This is a genomic window from Bartonella sp. AP58NXGY, from assembly GCF_042195785.1.
GTDB lineage: Bacteria > Pseudomonadota > Alphaproteobacteria > Rhizobiales > Rhizobiaceae > Bartonella.
The window spans coordinates 78,589-104,607 of the sequence record NZ_JBHIOY010000007.1; the positions used below are offsets into that span (position 1 = coordinate 78,589).

The following is a 26,019-nucleotide window of genomic DNA, read 5'->3' on the forward strand; positions in this document are numbered from 1 at the left end:
TTTTGAAATGAATATTAGTCCTCAATACAATAAATTAAAAATAAAAAAATAAAGAGAAATTAAAACTATAATATTGACATTACATCATAGAATATTAATACATAGTGTGCTTTTATTAATCAAAATTTATACCATGATGATTTACTGAGGGAGATAATTCGTGGCACGTCCTGAAACTGAATCAAAAACTATATTTGGAAAACGTTTACGTTATGTACGTCTTGCTTTAGGTGATCCATCACGTGAAACCTTAGCGAAAAGTTTTAGCATGACAAAAAATTCCATTGCTTTTTACGAGCGTGGAGAGAGAGAACCCAATCTTAGTGTTTTACAAACATATCGCACGTTGTATGGTGTCAATATTAATTGGCTTTTAACTGGACAAGGAAAAATGTTTGATGCCGAATACACAAAGGGTGATTTTGACTGGAATTATTTTATTAAAAAAATTGAAGGGCTTGAAGAAACAATTGCCAATAATGATCATAATGAAAAACTAAATCGAGAGAAAATCGATAGCTCTTATGAAAAATTGCAGCAATATTTATCAAAGCAAGGTATATCAAATGGACTACCCCCTAAAACGGCAATCTCTTTGATTGATATGAAAGCCAAAATGGCCAATTCTTATACTCTTAGTTTATTTATTGATTTACTCATTCGCAGCGTATCCCAAAAAGAGGTTATAGCAAACCAATAAACGTCTACTTTAAAAGAGAAAAAAGAAACGACTAAGCTCTACCAGTGTGGAGAACAGTTTTTTATTGTGTCCATGCTGGTGAAATTTTGTATTCTCTATAAACTTTGTTTCTGTAATGATAGTAAAAATATTTGCATTATAAATGAATGTATAGTGTTATTAAATTAAAAAAAATAATTTTATAGTATAAAATTCTCATTCATATCTTATTGACAAGAAATTTTTTCTTGTTAAAAGAATAATAGCTCTCATAGAAGATTTTTTAGGTCAGAAAATTTAAGGGGCATATATTGACGACTTCCTATAGAGACATAGATTAATGTTCATAAACGGATTAGTTGAGTATTTATCCTGAAAATTATCAGCTATTTTATGAGGTGGGAAGCATGTATTTTGAAGTGTTTCAAGGAGTTCACAATCAATGGTACTGGCGTTTAATATCGGGAGATGCACAAAAAATTGCTTTTTCAAGTAAAGGTTATCCAACAAAACAAGATATTCTTATGAATATTGAACAAATCAAAGAAATTACGCATAAGGCTCTTATCAGAGAATTACAGTCCTGACATTCTTTACCATTAAGATAAGCGTTTATTTTATATAATGGGGTTTTGAGTTATTTTGGTGATGAATGAAAAGTAACTGATTTTATCTCAATGAAAGAAAGCTTTTGTCTTATTTTTAACACGCGCAAATAACAGTTAAATTTTTGCAGGTTGTATGTTTGTTTTCAAACATAATTAGATCTTTATAGCATCTATCAAGAGCCCCCCTCAAATTTTGTATTTTTCATAAAAAGCAAATGCACATGAAGATAAGATAAATCATAAATTAGGAATATGATTGCTCTCGCAGAGATCAATATCTTTTACGTTCATCTTCCTATTCTGTATCCGATAAGCATAACTGGCTTATCCACTTCATCTTCATAAAAAGCAAATATCTCTTTCTTTCTATTATCATGCAATTTTTATACCTGTTGGTTGAAGCTATCATAATATTTTTATATCCCAACACCTAAAAAGAACATGCAAAACCGCTTTCAGTAATAATATAATATCACCACAACAATTGTTGAATCTTATATACAGATTTTTTTAATAACCTAGCATATCTATAAATCAGTGCATTATCATAAACTTTTATTTTATGATCAATGATACTCTATCTTATAAAATTAAATCTTTTCATAAGTTAGAGTAAACTTGAATATTTTGTTTCAATACAATTTCCCCACCAGCACTGTAATTGACTTCATTAAAGTTTATCTCTCTCATCACTCCAGTCTTTCTAAGACATTTCCAAAGACTTTAATGCATAAATTCGATGCAAAAGATGAATATAGTTACTCTTTATCATCTTTAGATTGAAGTTCTTTTTGATATTTCTTTTCATTTTCTTCATATTGTTTAATTTGTTTTTTCAGTTTTTCAATCGTTTGATCGCGTCTTTTAATCACCATATTTTGCTCTCTAATAGCTCTATTTCGTTCTTCAGTCATCTTCATAGAATCTCTTAAAAACTCATGCTTTATCCTTCTGGACTCCTCTTTTAAAGCTTTAACTTGACTGCGATAATATAAAGAAAACCGAAATATAACTCCGCTGAACAACAAAACAACAACCATTGCTCCCCATAAAATTTCGTTTACACTCATTTAGATCTCCTTTAATTTCCGCTCAAGTAATCATCTTGACCAATTTCTTTGTTGCATCCTCAATCAAAAAAAGAATGCAATAAACCGGCATGTTCCAAGTGCGAACAATCACTCTCGGCATTCTTATTTTCTCTATTAAAACATTGATAAATGATATAAAAAGCACTCTGAAAGTGGCTAAATCCACACGCTCACACCAATTATTTGCGACATATTTATTGGCACAAAATATATAAAATAAGGAATTTCAAACAAAACGAACGATGCAATAAAATCAACACATGCCTTCCTCAACCACTCCTATCTTCCTCTTGTACACCGTGTGAAGTTTTGCTACATGTAGGGCCTTCTTCTTACAAAAATCTGCAGGGTTAAAAAGCACAGCATTTCTGTAAAATTTGGCCCTCTTATAAATCTTTACATCACGACAAACTAAAGCGTTCTCATAAACTCTAACCTTTCTATAATTACGAGCATCACCATAAACTTCAAAACATTGAACATTCAAAACTTGATCAAAAAAGAGCGCATTAGTTTAAACATATACATCTCCATTCACATGTAAATGACTATAAAACCTCCCCTTTCATAAACACGCGAATTCTTGCCCCCCCCCTACACAACCATATATTAACGCACTGTTATAAATAACAATATCCTTGTAAAGACAGACTTCATTATAACCGCAACATCATAAAAAATACATTCATCCTCATAAAACACATTGATCGAGTATATCCATCCTACCAAACCACCACCTTTGTGAATCAGATTATCTTCATGTTCAATAAAATACCTAAGATCACCTTTTTTGATATTTCCCAAATTTCTTAACGCACACACGCGATATACTAACTGATAGTGATCTAATTTATTACAATAAAGGAAAAATCAGCATTCTTTGCTTATGAATTTATATTTTTTTCTACAGCCATTACCCTATCTCTTAAGGCTCTAAAGCTTCATTATAGTCACATACCGCCTCAATGCAGAATTTTTTTACAAATGCTGATATCGGAGTATATCTTGATTTATCATATCGCTGCGTATACTATTATGATAAAATCTCATGAGTATGTGAGAGTGTATTACCATTTTCGGTATACGCACTGATTTTGTCACATCGTCACAACCGTATAACTAAGCAACCATTTTTTATTGATTCGAATCTGAAAGTGTATGGAGACATTTTGTTATTAGTTAAAAACAACTCTATATGCCTCATAAGCGAAGAGCTCTGCATGGATATTCTCACGCTCCTTGTATCATATATTCCGGATTCGCAATGCAATATTAACGCTATAGCGTAAATATGTAAAGGTCTAAAAATGACACAGACTGAAAAAGATTGGTTCCAACGCTTAGTTGAATTGATAAAAAGTGACGGACGAACAATGATTGAAATAAGCAGAGCCGCAGGTTGTGGACAAAATTACGTCCAACAAATGATAAATGGAGGAAAGAGGCCTTCAGTAGATAAACTCATGGCTATTTTGAACACACTGGGAAATGCTAGTGCTATATATGTAATAACTGGTTTCAACATATCGGATGAAGACTTAAAACTCATAACTTTGATTTCGTCTGGAGATAAAAAGAAGATTGAAGCCTTAAATGTTCTGTTGAATGAGCGGCCTCTGTAAAATTTTCCACTCTATCTAATATCGCTTGCTTTTGAGACGTCGATAAAGACTCCCATTTCACAATAATATCAGATAGAGCCGCCTCAAATTTTTTATCATTCTTCATAGTCATACTCCGTGTAGTCAAACTATATAACGCTAAAGCGTTTAAAATATATCTCATACCTCAGAAAAAAATATTTGCAATAGGCAGTATGGAAGCAATTGTATACAAACTTATTTTATAAAATCAGACGAAGTTCTATTAGTCACGTACCATGGTGAAACAGAAAGCATCGCACGATCCAGACCTTCTTATGAAAATTGGTATGATCACTTTTATCAACAATATGAATAATGTTACGCAAATCTTATGATTCGAACCAATAATAAATTAATGTGAAAATATCTCTTAAAATACTCCTGAACTCTCATATAAGAGAACATGAAAAGCTCATTTCGGAAAGAATATATCATAATTTTGTTCTACATAGCACCATCTATGTTTTTAAAACAATATTGCAAAGCAAGAATATCATAATGTTATAGGAATAAGTTCTTATAAAGAGCTTGCACTACTTAAAACTCTGAAACACGTTTATAGAGAACCTCTCCTCTGAACACACCTTTGTAAACACTGATATAAATATCTATCATGGATAAAAATGGTAATAATTAAAAAAATAAAACGAATCATTCCCCATGATCTGTTTACGTAAATTGTATGCAAACTTGCAATAAAAAATTAATTCCCATCCATAAATGGAAAGTTATATTTTACAAAGTATGATCTTGAAGAAGAAGTGTATTTTTCCAACAAAAAGTCTTCTACCAATAATTTTTCATAAGAAAAGAAACTCATAACAAAGATCAAACTCTCTTCACAATCAATACAAGGAAAATTTTAGCAATACAAAAAAAGAGCTAAGTTTATCAAAATACGACCAATACCCGATGAGAATAAAATCAAAAAAGACCTTTGGTTCTTCAATAACAATTCGAATTACATGCTATATTTTGAGCATTAAACAGAAAATACATAAAGGCCCAAATGGTATTTTGACGAATTTTCCAACATCATAGAAAACATTCCTTACAGAATAATAAAATGCTTATTACAATAAAATTTGCATGATGCAAAGAAACACCAATAATCATTCAATGAGCTGTTCAAAGAGCAATTGATTAAATTCTTTTCCAGAGCCCACTCAACCGTCACGATGAACAATATCTCTCAAAAATCAGCAAAAACGCCTTTCTTGGAAAAAAGGAGATATCAACAAATATTATCATCGTTGCCCCCATGATACACATGAATACCGATAGACCATCATATTCTTTTATATAACCTTTCATCACGATGATGCTATTCAAACATCTAAAAGACATTAACGTCATTTAGAAAAAAGCAAATTTACATTAAATGTTTTTTGAGCCATTTGTTCTGAACAGGTCCAATCTTTAAAATTGTCTCTATTAAGATCTGTTTATTTGCAAAACAAGTATAAATAAACTTATCCAATGAAGCTTTTAGCTTTCTATTTTTGAAGTACATCACACAGAAAAAGTACAAAACAGTACACGAATTAAGAAAATAAATAGCGACACATATCAGTTAATCAAAATACTAAAATGTTGCAAATGAGAGAACTTCTTTGATGAGACTAAAAAAACGTACCCTCACTTTATATTAAAGTGAGTGAGAGAAAAAACTGCAAAAAACAACGACTAAAGGATTCTAGAATAAATAAATAAAAAATGAAAACAGTGGAATCTCAAAAATTTTATATAAGCGATCCATTTTTCTATTGGACATTTCCCTATTGGTGGGCCCGGAGGGACTCGAACCCCCAACCAAGCGGTTATGAGCCGCTGGCTCTAACCAATTGAGCTACAGGCCCCATATAGGTTGTTTCTCTCTAAACTAAAATGCCCTATGATACAAGAGCTGACCCAGATTATAACCAATCTTTTTCTCTTTTCTATTGGTTTTTTTTTCAGTACCCTAGTTTCTTTATAAGAACTCTTAAAAATGATAGAGAGTAGTCAACTGACAAATGTAAAGGAATAGATATGATAGAAAAGAAAATTCAACCACTGAAGGGGTCTCTGGTTAAAATAGCTCTATTAGCATTCACGCTCTTAGCCTCTTCATTGACTGTACGTGTTTATGCTGAAGAAAATAAAATAAAAAATGCAACGATTACAGTGACGGCAATCGGAGAAAGTCAGGCAGTACCGGATATGGCAATTATTAATCTCGCCGTTGTTACCCATGACAAAACAGCCCAAAAAGCTTTAGCTTCCAATAATCAATCTATCAATGATATTATAAAGGCTTTTAAAAACAATGGCATTCAAGCGAATGATTTGCAAACATCAGGCTTATCCATTTATCAGTCGAATCCTGATAACCACCACGAAAAAAAGAATAATGAAAAACTCTATCATGTTTCAAATTCTTTAACTGTCCGCATTCGTGATCTTACCAATGCTGGTAAAATCTTTGATCAAGCAATGACACTGGGGGTTAATTCAGTTAACGGTATTACGTTTACCAACGCAGATACGAAGCCATTTTATCAAGAAGCACGCAAAAAAGCCATTACTGAAGCCATTGAAAAAGCGCAAACGATAGCGCAAGCTGCCGATGTAAAATTAGGAAAAATTATTGAAATCAATGAAAAAGATGATTACTATCATCCAACACCGCGCCTCATGAGCAGAGCAGCAGATGCAAGCTACGCAAATACAAATTTTGCAAGCGGTGAATTAAATTATAACGTGAGTGTCACCGTAGTCTTTGCTATCGATTAAATGAGCAAGCATTGTGTAAAACAATCATATCACTGGCCTTCACACAGAAGACCAGTAATATGAGCGAGGTAAGCTTCTTCAGATAATAATTCGTCTTCATAAACCTCTATTTGTCCACGTGCAGAAGCATGTGCGTAATGCACCGTCTGAGAATCCCCCGATACCAATGGATGCCACCACGGAAGATCTTTTCGTTCATAAACTAATCTATAAGCACAACTTTCTGGAAGCCAACGCGCCGTTTTAACTGTTGTAATGTCTAATGATATACAATCTGGTACGATTGAGTGACGATGAGCATAGTTTCGACACCTACAAGTTTCTCCATCTAAAAGACGACAAGCAATACTGGTTGCATAAAGGTCACCCGTATCATCGTCCTCAACTTTGTGGAGGCAACAACGACCACAGCCATCACAAAGGCTCTCCCACTCAGAAATGGAAATTTCTTCTAATTTTTTCACTTTCCAAAAGGGAAGTTTTCCACTCATAAACTCAAGCACACCTTTTTATTTAAAACGATCTATAAAAAACGAAAGAATTAAAAGTTTAATGTCTATAATTTCATATATTTCTGTCTGTTAAAAAGATTTAACTCAATGCATACTTAAATCATTTTCTTAAAATCTCTCTGAATAACAAGAGGATATTCAGAAAATATCTCAATAAATGAACATACTCTATTGAAATATCCCTTTGTAAGCTAACAAAGAATGCAATAGAATGTGCGCCTTGAAATGATAGAATAATTTCTGCAAAGAATACACCTTTCGCATCAAAAAGTCAGTATGCTGCAATAGCAGCACTATAAGTTTATTCCTAATACATCCCCTCTTTTAAGAAACAAATCGTTACACGCAAGAGAATATTTTACCATTCATTTTTTTGAAAGACGACCACACCACTCTTTGCCCCATATCTGTTATTTTCAGAAAGAAAAATACAAAATCCCCCCCCCCAGAAAAACATTAAATATCATCAACTTTCTAGGTTATTCAAAGCCACCTCATATTTTTCTTTTTTTTTCAAAAAATCATCCAAATACAAGAGAATACCCCTCCCCCCCTCATTAAGAAGAAAGGAGGAATTCTTAAAATGTATGAATTTCTTTATTTAAGAATCGAGAAAACTGCGCAACTTTCGCGAACGACTAGGATGTTTCAATTTACGAAGTGCCTTTGCTTCAATCTGACGAATACGCTCTCTTGTAACTGAGAATTGTTGTCCCACTTCTTCCAATGTATGATCGGTATTCATCCCTATTCCAAACCGCATCCGCAAAACACGTTCTTCTCGTGGTGTTAATGAAGCAAGAACACGTGTTGTCGTATCTCGAAGATTAGCCTGAATAGCTGCATCAATCGGCAATAAAGCATTTCTATCCTCAATAAAATCACCCAAATGGGAATCATCCTCATCACCAACCGGTGTTTCAAGTGAAATAGGTTCTTTTGCAATTTTAAGAACCTTTCGCACTTTTTCTAACGGCATAGAAAGCTTGCTAGATAACTCTTCTGGTGTTGGTTCTCGTCCAATTTCATGGAGAATCTGACGCGAGGTACGAACGATTTTGTTAATTGTTTCAATCATATGAACAGGGATACGAATAGTCCGTGCCTGATCAGCAATTGAACGCGTAATAGCCTGACGAATCCACCATGTCGCATAAGTCGAAAACTTGTAGCCGCGCCGATATTCAAACTTATCCACAGCCTTCATCAAACCGATATTGCCCTCTTGAATAAGATCAAGAAACTGCAAACCACGATTAGTGTATTTTTTTGCAATTGAAATGACAAGACGTAAATTAGATTCTACCATCTCTTTTTTGGCAATTGTTGATTCGCGTTCACCTTTTTGCACCTGCATAACAATCCGACGGAATTCACCAATTGAAATAGCCGTTTCTTGTGCAAGATTTTGTATTTCACTCCGCAATTTTTGAATTTCTTTTGCTTCACGCATCGAAAATTCTTTCCAACCAGGTGTAGGTAAAGTGGCAATATAATTCATCCAATCTGCATCCAATTCACGTCCTTGGTATTCTTTTAAAAAATCCTCATGGCCAATGCCATAGCTATTGGCAATCCGTTTCAGCTTACCTTCATTCTGAATCAATCTCTTATTGATGTCATAAAGCTGTTCAACCAAAGCTTCGATACGATTTTGGTTCAAAGAAAGAGATTTTACTGCTTGAATCAACGCACCCTTTAATTGAATATATTTTTTCTTCTGAGAAGATGTAAGAGCTCCCTCTTTACGCTCTGCCAAACTGCTTTCAACATGCTGATCTTGCAATTTTCGTAATTTTACATAGGTTTGAGCAATAAAATCCAATGTTTCCATAACTTGAGGACAAAGTTCATTTTCCATTGCCGCAAGCGATAAGTTAACATCATCATCGTCTTCTTCCTCATCTTCCTCAATGTTTCTCTCTCCTATGCTCTCCCCCATATTATGTATACCAGAAGACATTTTTTCTTCTTTTGTCTTATCCACTTCACTTCTCTCAATAACAGGAGCCTGCTTTGCTTCTGGACCAGCATAAGTCGTTTCAAGATCAATAATTTCGCGAAGAAGAATACGCTGTTCTTTTAACTCGTCACGCCAAATAATAAGAGCCTGAAAAGTCAAAGGGCTCTCACAAAGTCCGGCAATCATTGTCTCACGCCCTGCTTCAATACGCTTAGCAATGGCAATTTCGCCTTCCCGTGAAAGAAGCTCAACAGCCCCCATTTCACGCAAATACATACGCACCGGATCATCGGTGCGATCTGTTACTTCGCGCTTATTCGTTGTCGTTGCAATTGCGTAACTAGAGGACTCTACTAAATCACCGCCTTCTACAGTAACTTCCTCTTCATAATTTTCAGCATCAACTTCATCCTCATCATCCACAACATTAACCCCCATCTCAGAGAACATCGCCAAGATATCTTCAATTTGTTCGGATGTAACCTCTTCAGACGGAAGAACTGCATTGAGTTCATCCATCGTTACGTAACCATTTTTTTTGGCAAGTTTAATCATTTTCTTGATGGCATCATCAGAAAAATCAAGAAGAGGGCCATCTAAACTCGCTTGGCTTTTTACTTCTGCATTATCTTTCTGTTTAACCTTTGTTGCCATACCATAACTCCACTCGATCACGCCATAGTTTCTATGTGACCAGCTTTTTTGTTCTCACTTCAATCACCCAATAGTTTCTCATATATATTTCTTAAGAGATTACTATTAGAAAGAATACATTTTGTATACACCTTGTCATTCAGACAAAAACGCGGGAAAACTCCAGAAGTTTCCCCGACACCTCTCAGCCCTTCTGAGATAATCTCTGTACCCTATCGTAAGAACCAATTTCCCGCTTTTCCTAAAATTTGCCCGCTTTTTCTAAAATTTAATCATCACCTTTATGAAAATATTACTCCACATAAAACTTCCTTATCTAAAATTTAAGTGACTGATTCGCATTAAAAAAGCGAATCATTTTATCGTATCTTGTGCATTCCCGTCTATTTTTTCATCCAACCAACTTCCAAACCCTTCAATTAACGCTTCTGTTGCCTGCATCTGCTCCAGCTCATTTTTTATCTCACGAAGCAGATCAAAAACCTCACTCTTAGGATTTTCTACAAGTTGCTCTTCAATATCCTGTAACCTTTTATGTAGGTGGTGTTCTTGAAGATGCAAGTAGACAGCTTGTTTTAATATAGCACGTGCATCTTCTATAGGGGCTCCACTAAAGATAATACGCATACCAATATTTTGCACAAGATGTTTCATACGCTCTAACAGAGCCTTTTGCCCTCTTTTTTCCAAGAACGCAACCATTGTCTCTTTATCATGAAGCTGCTGATTGCCAAGAATTTCCAACATAGCTTGATGAAAACACATCAATTGAGTATTTTTTAATTCTAACTCAGAAAGAATCTCAAAATTTTCATACCACAACTCAGGATAGTAAGCTAAAGTGAGTAAAATCACTGCTTCACGCAAAGGAATAGCTTGCGAAGAATTTCGTACTATTTCAGAATTTGCTAACAGAGAAAAGGATTGCTCTTTAAAAATCCTATTTGGCGAAGACAGATCATATCTTCCTCCTCCCTTTTTTTTCGAAAAAGAGGGACGAAAAAAATCAAAAAGGCGTTTTTTTACATCTTGCAAATAATAACGACGAACATCTTCATCCTTAATCGTAAAAATTTGTTGTTTTAGGTGTTTTTCCAGAGCTGCTCGTGTCTCTGGAGTTTCAAAATGCTTTCCATAGGTAGCACGCCACCATAAAAGCTCACTCAAAGGAATTGCTTTTTGCAAAAAAGAAGAAAAAAGCTGTGCGCCACCAGCACAAACAATTTCGTCAGGATCTTTTCCTTGCGGCAACAAAACAAAGCGTACACAAACCCCTACCCTTAAAAGAGGCAATACACGATCTGCAACACGAAAAGCAGCTTTTAAACCCGCATCATCTCCATCAAAACATAAAATAGGCTCCTTCCCCATCTGCCATAAAAGCTCAATTTGTGCTTCCGTTAATGCTGTACCTAAGGGTGCTACAACTCCTTCAAAACCAGCTTTAGTCAATGCAATGACATCCATATACCCCTCAACAACAAGAAGTGAATGAATTTTTTCATCGCCAACAAAGCGGCTATTTTTGCGCGCCGCCGCCGCATTATAAAGTATATTTCCTTTATGAAACAACACTGTTTCAGGACTATTGAGATATTTTGCTCGTGCCTCTTTCTCTAATGCACGTCCTCCGAAAGCCACCACGCGTCCACGCAAATCTTCAATAGGAAATATAATGCGATTTCTAAATCTGTCATAAGAATCTGTACTCTCCTCATGCACTGTGAGAAGTCCACATTCTTCCATTTGCTTGATTGAAATGCCACGTGCACTCAAAGCTTCTTTCAAAGCCGTACGCTTTACCGGCGCAAAACCAATTCGGAAACGTTCTACAAGCTCTGATGTAACTCCACGTGCATCCAGATAACGACGTGCTTGTGCACCTCCTTTATCGCGTAAATTATATTGGAAAAAATCTGTAGCAATTTTCATCACATCATAAAGATCAGCTTTTTCCATTTGACGTTTATAACTTTGTGGATCTTCAATAGGGATTTTTATTCCCGCAAAATCAGCCAAACGCTCTACACTTTCTGAAAAATGCAATCCATCAAGATCACAAAGGAAAGTAAAAATATCTCCGCTTACACCACAACCAAAACAATAATAGCGTCCTTTATGATCATCACAATGAAAACTAGGCGTTTTCTCACCATGAAATGGACAACAACACCAAAAATCTCCCCGTGAAGGCTTACTTTTTCGAAGGTCAAAATCCACTCGTTGGCCAATTACGGTTGAAATTGGGAGTCTGGTACGCAATTCATTAAGGAAATCGGGCGGAAAACGCATTATCTCTCACAGAGTTTGAAAATTCTTTTTTGCATATTTAACGACTTTAGAGCATAATTCCAATACTTCCTCTTAAAGCAGTTGTAAAATTTTAAATTCTCAACTGTATATAATCTTAGAAATGGAGAGTAAAAAAGTGATCGAATTTATTGTTCAATACCCGTGGTTAGAGGCTATTTCTTGGCTTACTATTCTTACTATAGCTGTCCTTTTAATCAACTTTCTAGGACAAAAAACACTCATTCACGGAGCAAAAAAACTCTCTTCTCTCCTCCCCCAAAATACAACGACCGATATTAAAAATGCTACTCAATACATAGCAAATATCATTTCAGCTTTTATTCTTTCAATCGGCGTTAATTTTATAGAAACATTACCCAATGCATTCAGCACTGTCATCGGTAATGTTGCCAATGCCTTCATTATCTTTTTTGTTGTCCTGACAATTTCTGCTTGTCTCAATGTCATTAACATCCTTTACGAACAACGTCCAACAGCACGACTAAAACCGATAAAAGGTTATATTCAAATTGCTAAAATTGCACTTTTTACTGTTGCGGTAATTTTAATGGTCGCCACATTGATTGACCGCTCCCCTCTTATTCTTCTCTCCGGTCTTGGTGCAATGGCCGCAGTTCTCATGTTAATTTTTCAAGATACGCTTCTTTCTCTCGTTGCCGGTATTCAAATTTCATCCACCGACATGGTTCGTGTTGGTGATTGGATTGAAATTCCCAATCTCGGTGCCGATGGTGATGTTATTGAAATTGCTCTTCATACTGTTAAAGTTCAAAATTTCGACAACACCATTACCTCAGTTCCTATCCGTAAACTTGTGACTGACCCTTTTAAAAATTGGCGTGGAATGCAAGAATCGGGTGGAAGGCGCATTAAACGCTCCCTTTTTATTGATCAATCAAGTATCCATTTTCTCACAGAAGAAGAACAAAAATATCTTTCCCGATTTAATTTATTAGAAAATTATTTCACGCAAAAAACAGCAGAAATCGAACAATGGAATGCTCAATTAGATAAAAATCATGATGTCTTAGCCAATACACGCCGTTTAACCAACATTGGAACTTTTCGTGCTTATGTTTTTGCATATCTGCAACAGCATCTAAACATCAACCCTAATATGACCCTCATGGCACGACAATTACCTCCTACAGAAAATGGATTACCCTTGGAAATCTATTGCTTTACGAACACCACCGTTTGGATAGACTATGAACAAATTCAAGGTGATATTTTTGATCACCTTTATTCCATTCTTCCCTTTTTTGGTCTAAAGGTTTTTCAAAATCCAAGCGGTTATGATTTTAACCAAGCATTAAAAGTGAAATAAAAACGATAAATTTCAATTTATTAATTTTGAGGCAACCATATTCATACCAACAAAGAAAGAATAAAGTATCATGAACGGTTCATTGGTACTCCTTCATCTTGCCGGCGCTATTTCTTTACTTCTCTGGGCCACACGCATGGTGCGCACAGGAATTGAACGCGCCTATGGTGACAGGCTCAAATATAAAATGTGCCACATCATTTCAAAACCATTGTTTGCTGTAAGTTTTGGGCTTTTTACAGCCATGATTTTACAAAGCTCTACAGCCATAACACTCCTCGTTGGTTCTTTCGTTGAATCTGGTTTTGTCTCTGGAATAGCGGGACTGATGGCTGTACGCGGAGGAGAATTAGGATCAGCAGTCGTTGTTAAAATCCTAACCTATGATCTCACACTTGTGGTGCCCCTTTGTCTTTTAATTGGCACTTGTATCTTCATGACAACAGAAAAACGTGAATGGCGTCAAATAGGACGTATTGTCATCGGCATTGGTCTTTTGATTTTGTCTTTACAAATGATAAGTACAGCGACAGAACCTCTACGCAATAGCAAAATTTTGCCTAGCATCATTCGTTATCTTTCAACCGATCCTGTTTCCACTTTTTTGTTGGCTGCAGCCTTAACCTACCTCTTACATTCATCCATTGCAGGAATCATTTTGCTGGTCAATTTCGCCAACTACGATCTTATCCATACGCAACTTTGCATTGTTATGGTTCTTGGTGTCAACTTTGGCTCTTCTCTTATAGCACCACTTTTAACGCGCAACGCTTCTCCTAATACCCGCCTCGTTCCCTTGGGAAATTTACTCATGCGTGGAGCTGGTTCAATCCTTGTACTTGTCTTATTTCTCTCCTTTCAACCACCCATCACATGGCTTGGCAAGAACACCCCTACTCAAGTGATTAATGCCCATATCATTTTTAATGTTTTCATTCTCCTTGCTGGAATACCGCTTTCAAAGTGGGTTTTAAAATTGACCACTCAAATTGTTCATATCAGTGCAAAAAAAACGCAAACCGATAAAACGCTCAATTTATCTGATCAAACAGCTCTTGATGATAGTGTTCTTGAACGCCCAACTCTCGCCCTCTCGAATGTCATGCGTGAAGTCATTCATATTTGCGATCTAGTAGACATCATGCTAGAAAAAATCATGGGACTTTATGAAAAGCCTGATCCCAATATTATTCGTGAACTCAACCAACTAAACACTATATTGGACAAAAAACATATCGCCATCAAACTTTATCTTGCGCGATTAGCAGGACAAAAATTATCCGATAAAGAAGCTCTTCAAATGCAAGAACTTCTGGGTGCTTGTATAAAATTAGACCAAGCAGGAGATATCGTTATTCATAATATGTTGATGCTGGTTAAAAAGAAACAACAAAAAGCTCTACAGTTCAGCAGCGAGGGCTGGAATGATCTGCTTCGTTTCCATGCCATTGTACTGGCCAACGCGCATATAGCATTTAACGTTCTCGTCTCACGTGACACGTACACTGCACATCTATTGGTACAAAAAAAAGATCAACTACGAAACTTAGAAAAAGAGATGAGTTTAAAACATTTTAAACGTTTGCGTGAAGGGGATCTCAAAAATGTAGAATCATCCAGTCTTCATCTCGACACTGTCCGTGATCTCAAACAAATTAACTCTCTTTTAACCTCAATGATCTACCCCATTTTAGAGGAACAGGGACTTCTTCAAAGTTCTCGCTTACGCAATCCTTCTGAAGAACAGACAGAAAAATCTTAAAATTTTAAAATAACTTGAATAAGAAATGCACCCCATCTATCATTCAATTTTGAACATTCAAATACCTTGATCAAAATATCAATTTAGTAAAAATATTTTATCTATTTGACGTTTTAAATGAATTTTCTTCATCGTAAAATTCTTCCATTTAAAGTCTACTCATGATGAATTGCTCAAAGTCATTTTCTTGCACATTACAAACAAAGTAGCATATAGAATAGAACTCTTGAAGAAAGACATCAAAATACCTAACCATCTCAAAGCCAAGACTGTTCGCAATATAAAGAGATGGTCAAGAGCATGACAGTTGCAATCTAAATCCGCCTTGTAAAAAGGGAATCGCTTCACAGTAGCAGCAAAAAAGAAATACTCTATAAGGAATGTAAAACCCCACAAAACTGCAACGTTTATACCAAGATTGGTAGAGGTTCAACCTATACAGCCATGCTATAACGTGTCAACAAAACAATTTTAATTTCAAACATCATTTATATCAATTGGCAAGCTCAAAACTTTTAAATATCCATTTTACTTATTGCTTTAATCACAATTGTTTTTTTAAATTTAAGAGAGAGCTTTAAAAGCTTATAAATACACTTTATGAATTCTTAAAAGATTTTCACTAATATTTTCTTCTTTTATTCATATTTCTCAATTAATTAATTTGTTTATAAATTAAAATGTATTATATATTTATACTTATTAAGTATTATTGTGCTATAAATGTGAATATTATTTTAATATAAAGGAAAGTAATAAGTAAAATAGCTAAAAGAAATATCCTTTTCACTGGGTAAAAAAGGAATAAACCTTGATTTTTACAAAGTTTACTCTAGTTATAATTTAAATTCAGGCAAAGGAGGGTATCATGGAAAATGCAAACATCGGTTGGATTGCAGCTATTATTATCGGCGGAATTGCAGGTTGGGCTGCACAGTATATTATGAAAAGCCAAACAGGAATATTGTTAAATATTATCTTAGGGGTTATTGGCGCTGCGCTAGCAAGCTTTCTTTTTAGTCTTCTAGGTATAAGTTTTGCTGGTTGGCTTGGCTATCTTATTTCAGGTTTTATAGGAGCCTGTATTCTTATATGGATAGGACAAAAAATTCGATCATAGAGTATTTATTTTTTACACCTTTTGGGATTCAATACAAAACTAGGAAACAACTAGCAGAGTTTGAAATATTTCCCTGTAACTTGTTGTTACTAATTTTGATATGGTAGTGTGATGCTTAAGCTGCGATTTTGGGCATACACCATCACCGTATTATAAAACGAAATGCAGTAAAGAACTTTATAACGCACCATTTCATGCCTATATAAACTTACACATATTAGGAGAGATATGTTGCGTTATTTTAACGAAATACGAACCCATTTTTGTACCACATGCGCAAATCCAGTTTATCTCACTGTAATAACAATTCATAAGGTTACAAAAATTGCTAATGATGATTAAAAATTCTACCGTATAATATTTAATACCTATACACTCTATCAACAATACCTTTTTTACCGAAAAACTAGAAGGGCTTTTTTGCATCTTAAAAAATAAAGAGAGAAAGTAAGCACAAATGATAAAGAAATTTTTCCTAATCTTTAAAAGAAAATAGTGTATAAAATAAATATAAAACTTAAATTATAATTATATTTATATTTTTTTAAATCTATCTCAATAATAAAAATTATATAAATAATATTAATGCAAATTTATTATAAAATTACTATACACTCTATAAGATGAAATAATTTTTCACAATTTCAACAATATATTTTAAAGTTTTCAAAAATATATTCATTACTATAAACTTCTCGATTATAAAGAATACGATCTCTTTTACATCTCAATTCAAAAGATTTGAATATCTCTTCACTTTCTAAAGTATAAAATAAAGTTTTGTTCCTCTTAAAATTTCCTCTTTATATCATCTTGCATAGATGCAATTTTTAGTTTTTCTTTATATGCGTTACAAACGAATTTTAAAGTACGAAACATTTTTTCCATTGCTCTCATGCGATAAAGAAATTTCCGTAACGCATTGTGAAAACACCTTGGATAAAACATAATACCTTATTTTGCTTTTTTAATAAAAATAATCCTATCATATATACTTCCCGCATATCTTCTTTTAAAGACCTTTGCTTTCGACATTCCCTTTGATATCTTCCTGTTAAAATCTTGCTGCTTTTATACGCCTTGTATTACAATAGAGCTATCTATTTAACCCAACATAACATATGGAATAAGACTTTAGCTGTGGAGTAAAACGATGTCTGATCTTGAGGATTCCCTCTTACCACCTTTAAAGTGGTTCTCTGATCAAAATCCTCCCATACCAGAAAGCATTCGCGATTGGCTCATGGAATTGGGCTCGATGACGCTTCGACTAAAAAAATATTGCACCTGCCTCCAAGTTCAACCACAACGCGAATGTTTCATTACGCGAGATAAATTAAAAGAAGAAGCAGAGCATCTCCCCGAAAGTACGCGTTATTGGCTACGCGAAGTCATATTGATAGGAGATAATAAACCTTGGCTTATCGGACGCACTGTAATCCCACAAGAAACCCTCCTACACAATCAAGCCTTGATGCATTTGGGAACTGTGCCCCTAGGAAACTATTTATTTAACAGTGGAAACTTAACCCGCGATTACATTCATATTGGTCAACAAGGTGCGTTATGGGCACGTCGTTCTCGTTTGCGACTAACTGGTAAGCCATTGTTGCTAACCGAACTGTTTTTAACAGATTCACCACTCTACCCCCATAAATAAAGGATGCTCATTTTATTCTGCATAATTTATAGATTTTGTATAGCTTAGAAGAGATTTAATCAGAGAAAAGAACTTCCAAAATCATCTCAAAATATCTTTTCATCTCAGCTTAAAAATGTTCCCCTTTAAAAAGCGTTTTAAAATTCTGCTTTCCTTATGACAATCATTAAAATCAGCTCTTAAATAAAGCAGATACGCCCCATATTGATAAAATCATATGCATTTAAATTTCTTGCCAAATAATCACCATTCTTGAAAAAATAATAGCAACTTTTTATAAAATAAGCACTTTGAAGTATCAAAAAATATAACAATACACGCCCACAAAAAGTTTGCAATCTGCATCAGTGAAATGCTTTTTCTAATCATTCTCTTTTGATCTCTAACGTTGAAGACAATAAATCTTTTTTAAAAAAATAAAAACTCTATAATATTTTTGTTTTTTATGATGTAATGACTTTGAAGAATAGAAAAATATAATGCAGAAAAGATACTCTATTGCTCTATGAGCTCCAAAAAAGATTCGTTTATTTCAAAAAAATATTTTTTTAATAATAGTATGTGTGTACAAAATAAATGAAATTTATCAACATCCTACTGACTTACAAAGGCGACGCACAATAAAAAATATTTTCCCATCCCCTTGAATTAACAAGATCTATTGCAATTTTTTACGAAGACTATTGCACACTTTAGAAAAATTTATTTGCCCCGCATACCGTTCCTTAAGCCATGCCATCACCTTACCGATATCGCGTAATTTTTCAGCCTTTGTTTGTGCCAAAGCTTCACAAAGAACCTGTTCTATTTCCATCTCCTTAAGTTGATAGGGAAGAAACTCACGAATAACTTCTATTTCTGCTTGTCCTCTCTCTGCCAATTCCAAGCAACCAGACTCTTTATAGACTCGTATCAATTCTTCACGCTGTTGAAGCATTTTAGTGAAAACAGACTGTATCTGCTGATCATCCACTTCTAGCTTCCCTTCATCATAATAAAGAATATCACGATCCCTAACTGCAGCATTCATTAAACGAAGTGTAGCAAGACGCGCACTATCTTGCGCTTTCAAAGCAGCCCTAAGAGCCGCATCAATCTGGTTACGCAACATTAAATTGATTCAATTTTGTTCAAACAGAAAATGCCTTTTGACCAATCTTTATCCATCTTGCAATAGAGAATAAAAAAATAATTAAGGACTCGATCTTAGAAAAGATAAAAACAAGACTTTACCTCTTCATGGAATGTACTTATACTCTCTGTTTCAAGCGAAACATTACCAAAATAATATATACAGCATCTGTTAGAAGTATGTTTTTGGTATTATTTTTGTGTAAAGTTGATCATTATATCTTTATATCTTTCAGAAAATAACTTGTGGATACACACTATGATACAAACGATTTCATCTAGCAGTCCTTGGAGTATCAGCAAACCTACAGCCCTCTTAGTATTAGCTGATGGAACCGTTATTGAAGGCAAAGGAGCAGGTGCTACAGGTATTGCTGAAGCTGAAGTGTGTTTTAACACCGCCATCACAGGCTATGAAGAAATCCTTACAGATCCATCATACACACAACAAATCATTAATTTCACATTTCCTCATATAGGAAATGTAGGAGCAAATAGTGAAGACATAGAGGCTCTCATTCCTCTCAACTGTCATGGTGCTGTTGGCGCTATTTTTAAGGCAGACATTACACATCCCTCAAATTATCGTGCTCATGAAAACCTTGACCAATGGCTTAAAGCGCGTAAAATTATTGCGCTTTGTGGTATTGATACACGTGCCCTTACAATTCTTATTCGTGAGAAGGGTGCGCAAAATGCTGTTATTGCACATGATTCTGATGGAAATTTTGATATTCCTTCATTAAAGAAACGTGCACAAAAATGGCACGGTCTCGTCAATCTTGACCTTGCGAAAGAAGTTACATCTCAATCATCAATGCAATGGGATGAAAAACCATGGATTTGGAATAAAGGATACGACACAAACAATGTGCACAATATTCATATAATTGCCATTGACTACGGTGTGAAACGCAACATTCTTCGCCTTATGGCAACACAAAAAGCACGTATTACTGTTGTACCTGCCCGCACAACTGCAAAAGAAATTCTGGCAATGAACCCTGATGGCATTTTTCTTTCTAATGGGCCAGGAGACCCCGCAGCTACGGCTCAATATGCCATTCCAACAATCAAAACATTAATTGATCATAATTTACCAATTTTTGGAATATGTCTTGGTCATCAACTTCTCGCTCTTACGGTTGGTGCAAAGACCGTGAAAATGCACCAAGGACATCATGGTGCCAACCACCCAGTTAAAGACCTTAACACTGGAAAAGTTGAGATTGTATCAATGAATCACGGTTTTGCCGTAGATTCTGCCTCTTTACCACAACATGTTCAAGAAACACATATTTCTCTCTTTGATGGTTCAAACTGTGGTATTCGAATCATTGGAAAACCTGTTTTTTCTGTTCAATACCACCCCGAAGCTTCTCCTGGACCACAAGATAGCCACTACCTCTTTCAGCATTTCTCTGATCTCATTATGAATTACAAAAAAATATCTTAAAATAAAATGTCTCACCTTCTGACTTCTCTCCAAATTATATCGTCTTCCTACGTGCAGTTATATTATTTTTATACCTACAGCTTATTGAACCATGAGTATTATTCATCATTTCACACCTTAAATGAGAGTGCTAGATAGCATCAATTTTTCTCATTCCCCTCCTCTTAAGCTCATATCAATCAAAACCATTAGCGTATCCACCCCAGCAAGATGAGTGTGTTTTAAAAAAGCATTTTTAAAGAGATAAAGGAGCTACCATATCAAGGACCAAGAGCTATCGTAATAAGAGAAACGAGAAAAGTGAATGTGAGCATCTTTTATAGAAGTGAAGATAATCGTGGATAGTGAATCTTATACCATTTACAGTGCCTTTGATCTTATATCATTCATCAGCACTATCACGAAATTGGTGTGAACACATTGAAAGCTATCTCTTCAAAATAAGTGCTGGATTTACAACCCAATACAGTTTTGAGCCTCCTATTTTGATGAGAAGCATATTCTCTATTGTAAAAAATAAAAAAACAAAAAGTGTGAGGATATGCAACAAATCTCTACTCTTTAAAAGATATTATCGTAGATAGTTTTAAAAGCTATAAAGCCGAATAAAAAAGTGATGACAAAACTGGAAACTGTTTTGCAGTTTTACAATTTTATATTCTTCCCAAATTAGATTGTCTTTCGATTTCAGAAATAATGTAAATAAATATACACAATATTTTATATCCAATTTAGCATATAAAACTCAGAATTTTTCAGATAACACTTTGATTTATAATAATATATTTTTATTCAACTTGAATAAGAAACTAAATATTGTAAGATTCTCTCATTTCAAATCTCTCTATGTTGAATCAATCAAAATCATTCGCTTGCACGTCAAAAGCGGGATGAGTGTGTGGATAAAACTGTATAAGAAAGGACTAAAAATGCTCTTATGAACCGTCTCAAGTGCCAAGAGTTGCTCACCAACACCCACGAGCTGGAAAATAATGTGATGGTTCCGGCTTGCTTCTTTATAAACTTAAAGATGGCACTGCTCAATGGTATTATCGTTATCCCATTCACGGGCGCCACCGCGAAATGGGCTTGGGTACCTGATGTCTCTTTAAAACAAACCCGTGAATGTGCAACACAATAGCATTCTGTTTTACGTACAGTACGGATACATCGAACACTGATACGTTTTACACTTTTTTTCAACACGCTACTGCATGTGCACTGGATATTGATTTGCAAGCAACAGAGAAAGCATAGCCTCTATTATACCAACAATATCACAAAACAAAAAATATTCGCAATGAATAAGAAAGCAATATTTTAACAACACTTTGCAAAACAAACATCCCAAAAACTTTCTTCCTATAAAGTTTATCTTGTGCATTCTCTAGCACAATATTCTTACCAGCCCCTCTCAACACATTAACGTACCCGCAAGGCAAAAATAACCGTTGCAATGACAAGAAGCAAAAAACCTCCTATAAAAGGAGCGCCAGAAAAATAAAACAATGCATTTTTATCTGTAAAACATTCAAAGAGAAACACATAAAAAACAGAACCAAATATTAAACTTAACGAAATAACAGATGTCATTGCTCCTTGCAGTTCTCCTTGTACATTTGTTGGTACCTGCGCTGAAGCAATAGCACGTATAGGTGCATGAACAAGATATTCAAGCATTGTGCACGCACAAACCATATAAACCATCCACCCCTGCGTCGCGAATGTATAACCCAGCATAGCAACAGAGGCAAACAAAAGCCCCACTATAACAATATGCCAATCACTCCATCGTTTAGAAAAATAAGGCAAAATGAGAGCGACTACAATAAATTGGCCTATCCCAAAAACACTATAGGAGAGTCCAATAGAAAAAGAACTCCAATCATAGCGTTCTTTTGCAATGAAAGCCCAAATGCTTAACCATACAGATTCCGCAAACCAATAAAGAAAAAAGACCAATAACACCCAAAGAACCATCGGGTATTGTTTCAGATGCCAAAAAGCACCTAAGGGATTTGCCCGCTTAATATCAAAAAAGCGCCTATTCCATAAAGAAAGGGTTTCTGGAAGCATAACCCAAGAAAAAATAAAATTAATTAGTGAAAAACCAGCAGCAAAATAAAACGGAATACGCGGACCAAACTGACCTAAAAAACCACCAATAAACGATCCTAAAATAAACCCCAATGCGGATGCAACGCCTAACAGACCAAAATTGCGTGTACGGGTTTTATCATCGGATATATCCGCAAGATAAGCTGTACAAGTTGCAAAACTAGCGCCACTTATCCCCGATAAAAGACGCCCGATAAATAACATAGAATAGCTCCATGCTATAGCACATATGAGATTATCAAGAGCAAAGCAGATAATAGAGACAAGCAAAATAGGACGACGACCATAACGATCAGAGAGATTACCAATAATAGGAGCAAACAAAAACTGCATCACTGAGTAAGCAGCAAGCAATTTTCCTCTTTCTACAAAAGACGCACTGACATCTTTTCCAGTTAACTGAGAAAAATATTCAGGCAAAACAGGACAAATAATTGCGATGCCAAGAATATCCAACAATAAAGTAATGAACACTAAAATGAGCCCACGCTGAACAAATTTCGGATTGAGCATTTGATCTTGCATAACATACACACTATTTTACACATACAATGACTCCCCCGCTATCTTTTAACTCCCTTTTCCTTTTAAAAGTATTCTATACCCTATACTTTTCACATATAAAATAATAACAAAGTAAAAATTTAAGTAAGAGTCAATATAAAACTATAAAATTACGTTTTAATTGGTATATCTTTAATTTGTATATCATTGTTAAAGCATAAAAAATATTTTTTGCATTATACAAACAAAATATTTGTGCAACAAACTCATGAACAAAATTTCATAAAACACAGAGTATTTCCAATAGTTTTAGAGATATTATGATGAATTTTATCAGACATCATTTTCCCCTCTCATACCACCGTTTTCAGGAATCTCAATTCCATTGGATACGTTAGATATCCTATAATAATTGAAACCTTTAAAAAATAAGCTCTTAAAAAATTTTTTCACCCTCAGAATATGCTATAAGGTTAAAGCAGCATCACCCGAATAGCTTAACAACGTAAAAAGCTCATCATATTTTTAAAAATATTTATTTGACAATACTTGTTTAAAGAATAAGTATATTATAGAGAAAAATCCCTTAATTCTATAATATTAGAAAAGATTCATATCACTTGCAGTTTGTGTAACCTTAAAAAACATGATTTTATCTTTATATTCATTGATACTCTTAACGATTGTATGCTACCATTAAATCTAACGATGATCATGATAAGCATTAAAAAATAGCACTTTTAGAAATAGTTCGTCATGAATTTTTAATTCAAAAATGGTGTATAAAATGCGAAAAATAATCCAATTAATCCTCATTTTAATGTTGGTTACAGGATGTGATAGTCAGGATTCTGGTCCACAAAAAAGCGTTTTAGATAATAACATAGAAACACAACAAACCACTAGCGTAAACCTAGATTCCTATACTCTAAATAAATTAAATGCTCTTCTCAAAAAACGTTTAGAAACAAATTATCAGGAAAAAGGTGCACTAATTGATTTTCTTTCTGAAGCTTTTTTAGGGACACCTTACCAAGCAAATATGTTACATGGCTCAGAAAATACACCAGAAAAACTGATCATTGATTTTAGAGGCTTAGATTGCTTCACTTATCTGGATTATGTTGAAGCATTGCGCAAATCAACATCCCAAACAGAATTCATAAATAACGTCATAAAAACGCGTTATATTAACGGTAATGTTCATTTTTTAAATCGGAAACATTTTTTTACGGACTGGGCTTATAGAGAATATAAACTCGCCACTGATATTACCGCTGAAATAAGTCCCCATGCGGTAAAAACAGAAAAATATCTCAACAAAAAAGCTGATGGTGGAAGCTATCTACCTGGGTTGCCAGTTGTGAAACGCACAATAACGTATATTCCAAGTAATTTTATTAATGAAGAGGTTATAGGTCGTTTACAGTCTGGTGATTTCATTGGTATTTATACAAAACTTGCTGGATTGGATGTAACACATGTAGGCTTCTTTATCATGACAGATAAAGGGCCAATGTTAAGAAATGCTTCTTCACGAAAAGAAAACGAAAAAGTCGTTGATTCTCCTTTTATGAATTATGTTGAAAAAACACCAGGAATCATTGTTTTAAGAGCTCTTGAATAACATCATAGCGATATGAAATATCTTCTCCATTCTTAAAATATATACTATAGTTATTCAGGTAAACATCTAACTTCGTTCAAGCTATACGGATACAATATATTTGTTTACAGTTTTAAGAGAAAAAAGTCGTTTTGATTTAACTTTGTTTATAGGTATGACCAAATCATTTTTGGAGAAATCACGGATTTGTAATCACTTTTACTGGTTGAACGATAAAGACAGAAAAAACTCTACTATAATATCACGCTTTCCTTTCATATTCTCAACCAAGAGTTATCTGTAGATTACCGCTAATCTGATCTTTACGAATATAACGCAAAAGACACAACGAACGTTTGTAAAATAAGTAAAAGTAAAGCCAGATATGTTTGGTTGTTGTTTCATAAAGAATTTTATAAAAATTCGATCTACCTCTCTAATTTAGAACATATAAATTTTTGACTTTATAGCATTGTTTTCCTCATAAAGTCTTTGCTTTTTGTTGTTATCCATAAATTAAAATAGCCCTGATATAGCAGCATATTTATGATTAGGATGCACCAGTACTGTACGAGTCCTTGTAAAATTTTGATGCCAGATTGGAATGAAAATATGAAGGCATCAATTAAAAACCAGTTTCTATCTTTAGCATCATTCCTTAGTTCAGCTTTGTGATTTTCTACAGCAACGACAATAATATCCTTCAAAGAGTAGAGATATGAGCATTATTTTTTTCATTCTTTAATGAGTTCCCATCCTTCATGCAATAAAGAGCACTCAAAACAGAACACATTGTATCGATAAAACAACACATTTATTAGCAAAAATAATGATGATTAATCTATAATCACAAACTTTAAAATTCTATTCATAACTTTTATATAAAATTTATAATTAAATCTCATTAAACTTATTACGAAGGCTTCACTTCTCTTCGCCCTAAGCAACGAAATATCTACTCCCAACTGTCTATAAACAATCCGTTCTCTTAAGTGGATTTAAGCTGCTAACCATTTCATGTGCTTCACTTAACAAAAGAACACCGGCAAGCCCTACTCTGAACACTCTAAAAACAGTTAATGGATCAAATTTTATAT

17 protein-coding genes, 1 tRNA gene and 1 pseudogene are annotated in these 26,019 nt (G+C 34.4%); 11 read left to right on the forward strand and 8 right to left on the reverse strand.

Annotation, left to right across the window (positions count from 1 at the left end):
• Positions 1-160 precede the first annotated feature (160 nt).
• On the forward strand, positions 161-700 hold the full coding sequence (locus ACFINC_RS06105; protein WP_375616545.1) for a helix-turn-helix domain-containing protein: 540 nt from the start codon (positions 161-163) through the stop codon (positions 698-700).
• A gap of 386 nt (positions 701-1,086) precedes the next feature.
• On the forward strand, positions 1,087-1,266 hold the full coding sequence (locus ACFINC_RS06110) for a YegP family protein (protein ID WP_375608224.1): 180 nt from the start codon (positions 1,087-1,089) through the stop codon (positions 1,264-1,266).
• A 779-nt stretch (positions 1,267-2,045) separates the two neighbouring features.
• Here ACFINC_RS06110 and ACFINC_RS06115 read toward each other — a convergent pair.
• On the reverse strand, positions 2,046-2,357 hold the full coding sequence (locus ACFINC_RS06115) for a hypothetical protein (RefSeq protein ID WP_375616546.1): 312 nt from the start codon (positions 2,355-2,357) through the stop codon (positions 2,046-2,048).
• 1,328 nt (positions 2,358-3,685) lie between these two features.
• Between ACFINC_RS06115 and ACFINC_RS06120 the strand changes: the two genes are divergently transcribed.
• Positions 3,686-4,000 (forward strand): helix-turn-helix domain-containing protein, encoded by a 315-nt coding sequence (locus tag ACFINC_RS06120; RefSeq protein ID WP_375616547.1) that lies wholly within the window; start codon positions 3,686-3,688, stop codon positions 3,998-4,000.
• Here the strand turns inward: ACFINC_RS06120 and ACFINC_RS06125 are convergent.
• Both ACFINC_RS06125 and ACFINC_RS06130 read right to left on the reverse strand, forming a co-directional pair.
• Positions 3,924-4,106 (reverse strand): hypothetical protein, encoded by a 183-nt coding sequence (locus ACFINC_RS06125; RefSeq protein WP_375616548.1) that lies wholly within the window; start codon positions 4,104-4,106, stop codon positions 3,924-3,926. The genes ACFINC_RS06120 and ACFINC_RS06125 overlap by 77 nt on opposite strands.
• A 1,697-nt stretch (positions 4,107-5,803) precedes the next feature.
• Positions 5,804-5,880, reverse strand: a tRNA-Ile gene (locus ACFINC_RS06130).
• Positions 5,881-6,052: 172 nt separating this feature from the next.
• Here ACFINC_RS06130 and ACFINC_RS06135 point away from each other — a divergent pair.
• Entirely contained in the window at positions 6,053-6,796 is a 744-nt protein-coding gene (locus ACFINC_RS06135) for an SIMPL domain-containing protein (protein WP_375616549.1), read from the forward strand.
• Positions 6,797-6,825: 29 nt separating this feature from the next.
• Here ACFINC_RS06135 and ACFINC_RS06140 read toward each other — a convergent pair whose 3' ends face one another.
• From ACFINC_RS06140 to dnaG, 3 genes are all read right to left on the reverse strand, one after another.
• On the reverse strand, positions 6,826-7,287 hold the full coding sequence (locus ACFINC_RS06140) for a YcgN family cysteine cluster protein (protein WP_375616550.1): 462 nt from the start codon (positions 7,285-7,287) through the stop codon (positions 6,826-6,828).
• 622 nt (positions 7,288-7,909) lie between these two features.
• On the reverse strand, positions 7,910-9,925 hold the full coding sequence (gene rpoD / locus ACFINC_RS06145; RefSeq protein ID WP_375616551.1) for an RNA polymerase sigma factor RpoD: 2,016 nt from the start codon (positions 9,923-9,925) through the stop codon (positions 7,910-7,912).
• A gap of 354 nt (positions 9,926-10,279) precedes the next feature.
• The gene (dnaG, locus tag ACFINC_RS06150) at positions 10,280-12,217 is read right to left on the reverse strand and encodes a DNA primase (RefSeq protein WP_375616552.1); all 1,938 of its coding nucleotides are present in this window, start codon (positions 12,215-12,217) and stop codon (positions 10,280-10,282) included.
• Positions 12,218-12,353: 136 nt separating this feature from the next.
• On the opposite strand from dnaG, the gene ACFINC_RS06155 reads away from it, so the two are divergent.
• From ACFINC_RS06155 to ubiC, 4 genes are all read left to right on the forward strand, one after another.
• Entirely contained in the window at positions 12,354-13,565 is a 1,212-nt protein-coding gene (locus ACFINC_RS06155) for a mechanosensitive ion channel family protein (RefSeq protein ID WP_375616553.1), read from the forward strand.
• Between the two features lie 70 nt (positions 13,566-13,635).
• On the forward strand, positions 13,636-15,327 hold the full coding sequence (locus ACFINC_RS06160; RefSeq protein WP_375616554.1) for a Na/Pi cotransporter family protein: 1,692 nt from the start codon (positions 13,636-13,638) through the stop codon (positions 15,325-15,327).
• Positions 15,328-16,195: 868 nt separating this feature from the next.
• A complete protein-coding gene (locus tag ACFINC_RS06165) occupies positions 16,196-16,447 on the forward strand; it encodes a GlsB/YeaQ/YmgE family stress response membrane protein (protein ID WP_375616555.1) in 252 nt (83 codons plus the stop codon).
• 1,153 nt (positions 16,448-17,600) lie between these two features.
• Positions 17,601-18,107, forward strand: coding sequence for a chorismate lyase (gene ubiC, locus ACFINC_RS06170; RefSeq protein ID WP_375616556.1), 507 nt, complete (start codon positions 17,601-17,603; stop codon positions 18,105-18,107).
• A gap of 658 nt (positions 18,108-18,765) precedes the next feature.
• Here the strand turns inward: ubiC and ACFINC_RS06175 are convergent.
• Positions 18,766-19,218: a GatB/YqeY domain-containing protein gene (locus ACFINC_RS06175; RefSeq protein WP_375616557.1), complete on the reverse strand. Its 453-nt coding sequence runs from the start codon at positions 19,216-19,218 to the stop codon at positions 18,766-18,768.
• A gap of 279 nt (positions 19,219-19,497) precedes the next feature.
• Between ACFINC_RS06175 and carA the strand changes: the two genes are divergently transcribed.
• On the forward strand, positions 19,498-20,694 hold the full coding sequence (gene carA / locus ACFINC_RS06180) for a glutamine-hydrolyzing carbamoyl-phosphate synthase small subunit (protein WP_375616558.1): 1,197 nt from the start codon (positions 19,498-19,500) through the stop codon (positions 20,692-20,694).
• Positions 20,695-21,690: 996 nt separating this feature from the next.
• Positions 21,691-21,832 (forward strand): annotated as a pseudogene (locus tag ACFINC_RS06185) (Arm DNA-binding domain-containing protein); the annotation flags it as partial.
• 284 nt (positions 21,833-22,116) lie between these two features.
• Here ACFINC_RS06185 and ACFINC_RS06190 read toward each other — a convergent pair.
• Positions 22,117-23,337 carry an MFS transporter gene (locus tag ACFINC_RS06190; protein WP_375616559.1) on the reverse strand — a complete coding sequence of 407 codons (1,221 nt, stop codon included), beginning with the start codon at positions 23,335-23,337 and terminating at the stop codon, positions 22,117-22,119.
• 766 nt (positions 23,338-24,103) lie between these two features.
• Between ACFINC_RS06190 and ACFINC_RS06195 the strand changes: the two genes are divergently transcribed.
• Entirely contained in the window at positions 24,104-24,943 is an 840-nt protein-coding gene (locus ACFINC_RS06195) for a DUF1460 domain-containing protein (protein ID WP_375616560.1), read from the forward strand.
• Positions 24,944-26,019: the final 1,076 nt, after the last annotated feature.

Excerpts from the sequence above, each read along its gene's own strand:
- ACFINC_RS06110 (WP_375608224.1), top strand. The coding sequence starts at position 1,087 with ATGTATTTTGAAGTGTTTCAAGGAGTTCACAATCAATGGTACTGGCGT.
- ACFINC_RS06115 (WP_375616546.1), bottom strand. The coding sequence starts at position 2,357 with ATGAGTGTAAACGAAATTTTATGGGGAGCAATGGTTGTTGTTTTGTTG.
- ACFINC_RS06120 (WP_375616547.1), top strand. The coding sequence starts at position 3,686 with ATGACACAGACTGAAAAAGATTGGTTCCAACGCTTAGTTGAATTGATA.
- ACFINC_RS06125 (WP_375616548.1), bottom strand. The coding sequence starts at position 4,106 with ATGAAGAATGATAAAAAATTTGAGGCGGCTCTATCTGATATTATTGTG.
- ACFINC_RS06135 (WP_375616549.1), top strand. The coding sequence starts at position 6,053 with ATGATAGAAAAGAAAATTCAACCACTGAAGGGGTCTCTGGTTAAAATA.
- ACFINC_RS06140 (WP_375616550.1), bottom strand. The coding sequence starts at position 7,287 with ATGAGTGGAAAACTTCCCTTTTGGAAAGTGAAAAAATTAGAAGAAATT.
- rpoD (WP_375616551.1), bottom strand. The coding sequence starts at position 9,925 with ATGGCAACAAAGGTTAAACAGAAAGATAATGCAGAAGTAAAAAGCCAA.
- dnaG (WP_375616552.1), bottom strand. The coding sequence starts at position 12,217 with ATGCGTTTTCCGCCCGATTTCCTTAATGAATTGCGTACCAGACTCCCA.
- ACFINC_RS06160 (WP_375616554.1), top strand. The coding sequence starts at position 13,636 with ATGAACGGTTCATTGGTACTCCTTCATCTTGCCGGCGCTATTTCTTTA.
- ACFINC_RS06165 (WP_375616555.1), top strand. The coding sequence starts at position 16,196 with ATGGAAAATGCAAACATCGGTTGGATTGCAGCTATTATTATCGGCGGA.
- ubiC (WP_375616556.1), top strand. The coding sequence starts at position 17,601 with ATGTCTGATCTTGAGGATTCCCTCTTACCACCTTTAAAGTGGTTCTCT.
- ACFINC_RS06175 (WP_375616557.1), bottom strand. The coding sequence starts at position 19,218 with ATGTTGCGTAACCAGATTGATGCGGCTCTTAGGGCTGCTTTGAAAGCG.
- carA (WP_375616558.1), top strand. The coding sequence starts at position 19,498 with ATGATACAAACGATTTCATCTAGCAGTCCTTGGAGTATCAGCAAACCT.
- ACFINC_RS06190 (WP_375616559.1), bottom strand. The coding sequence starts at position 23,337 with ATGCAAGATCAAATGCTCAATCCGAAATTTGTTCAGCGTGGGCTCATT.
- ACFINC_RS06195 (WP_375616560.1), top strand. The coding sequence starts at position 24,104 with ATGCGAAAAATAATCCAATTAATCCTCATTTTAATGTTGGTTACAGGA.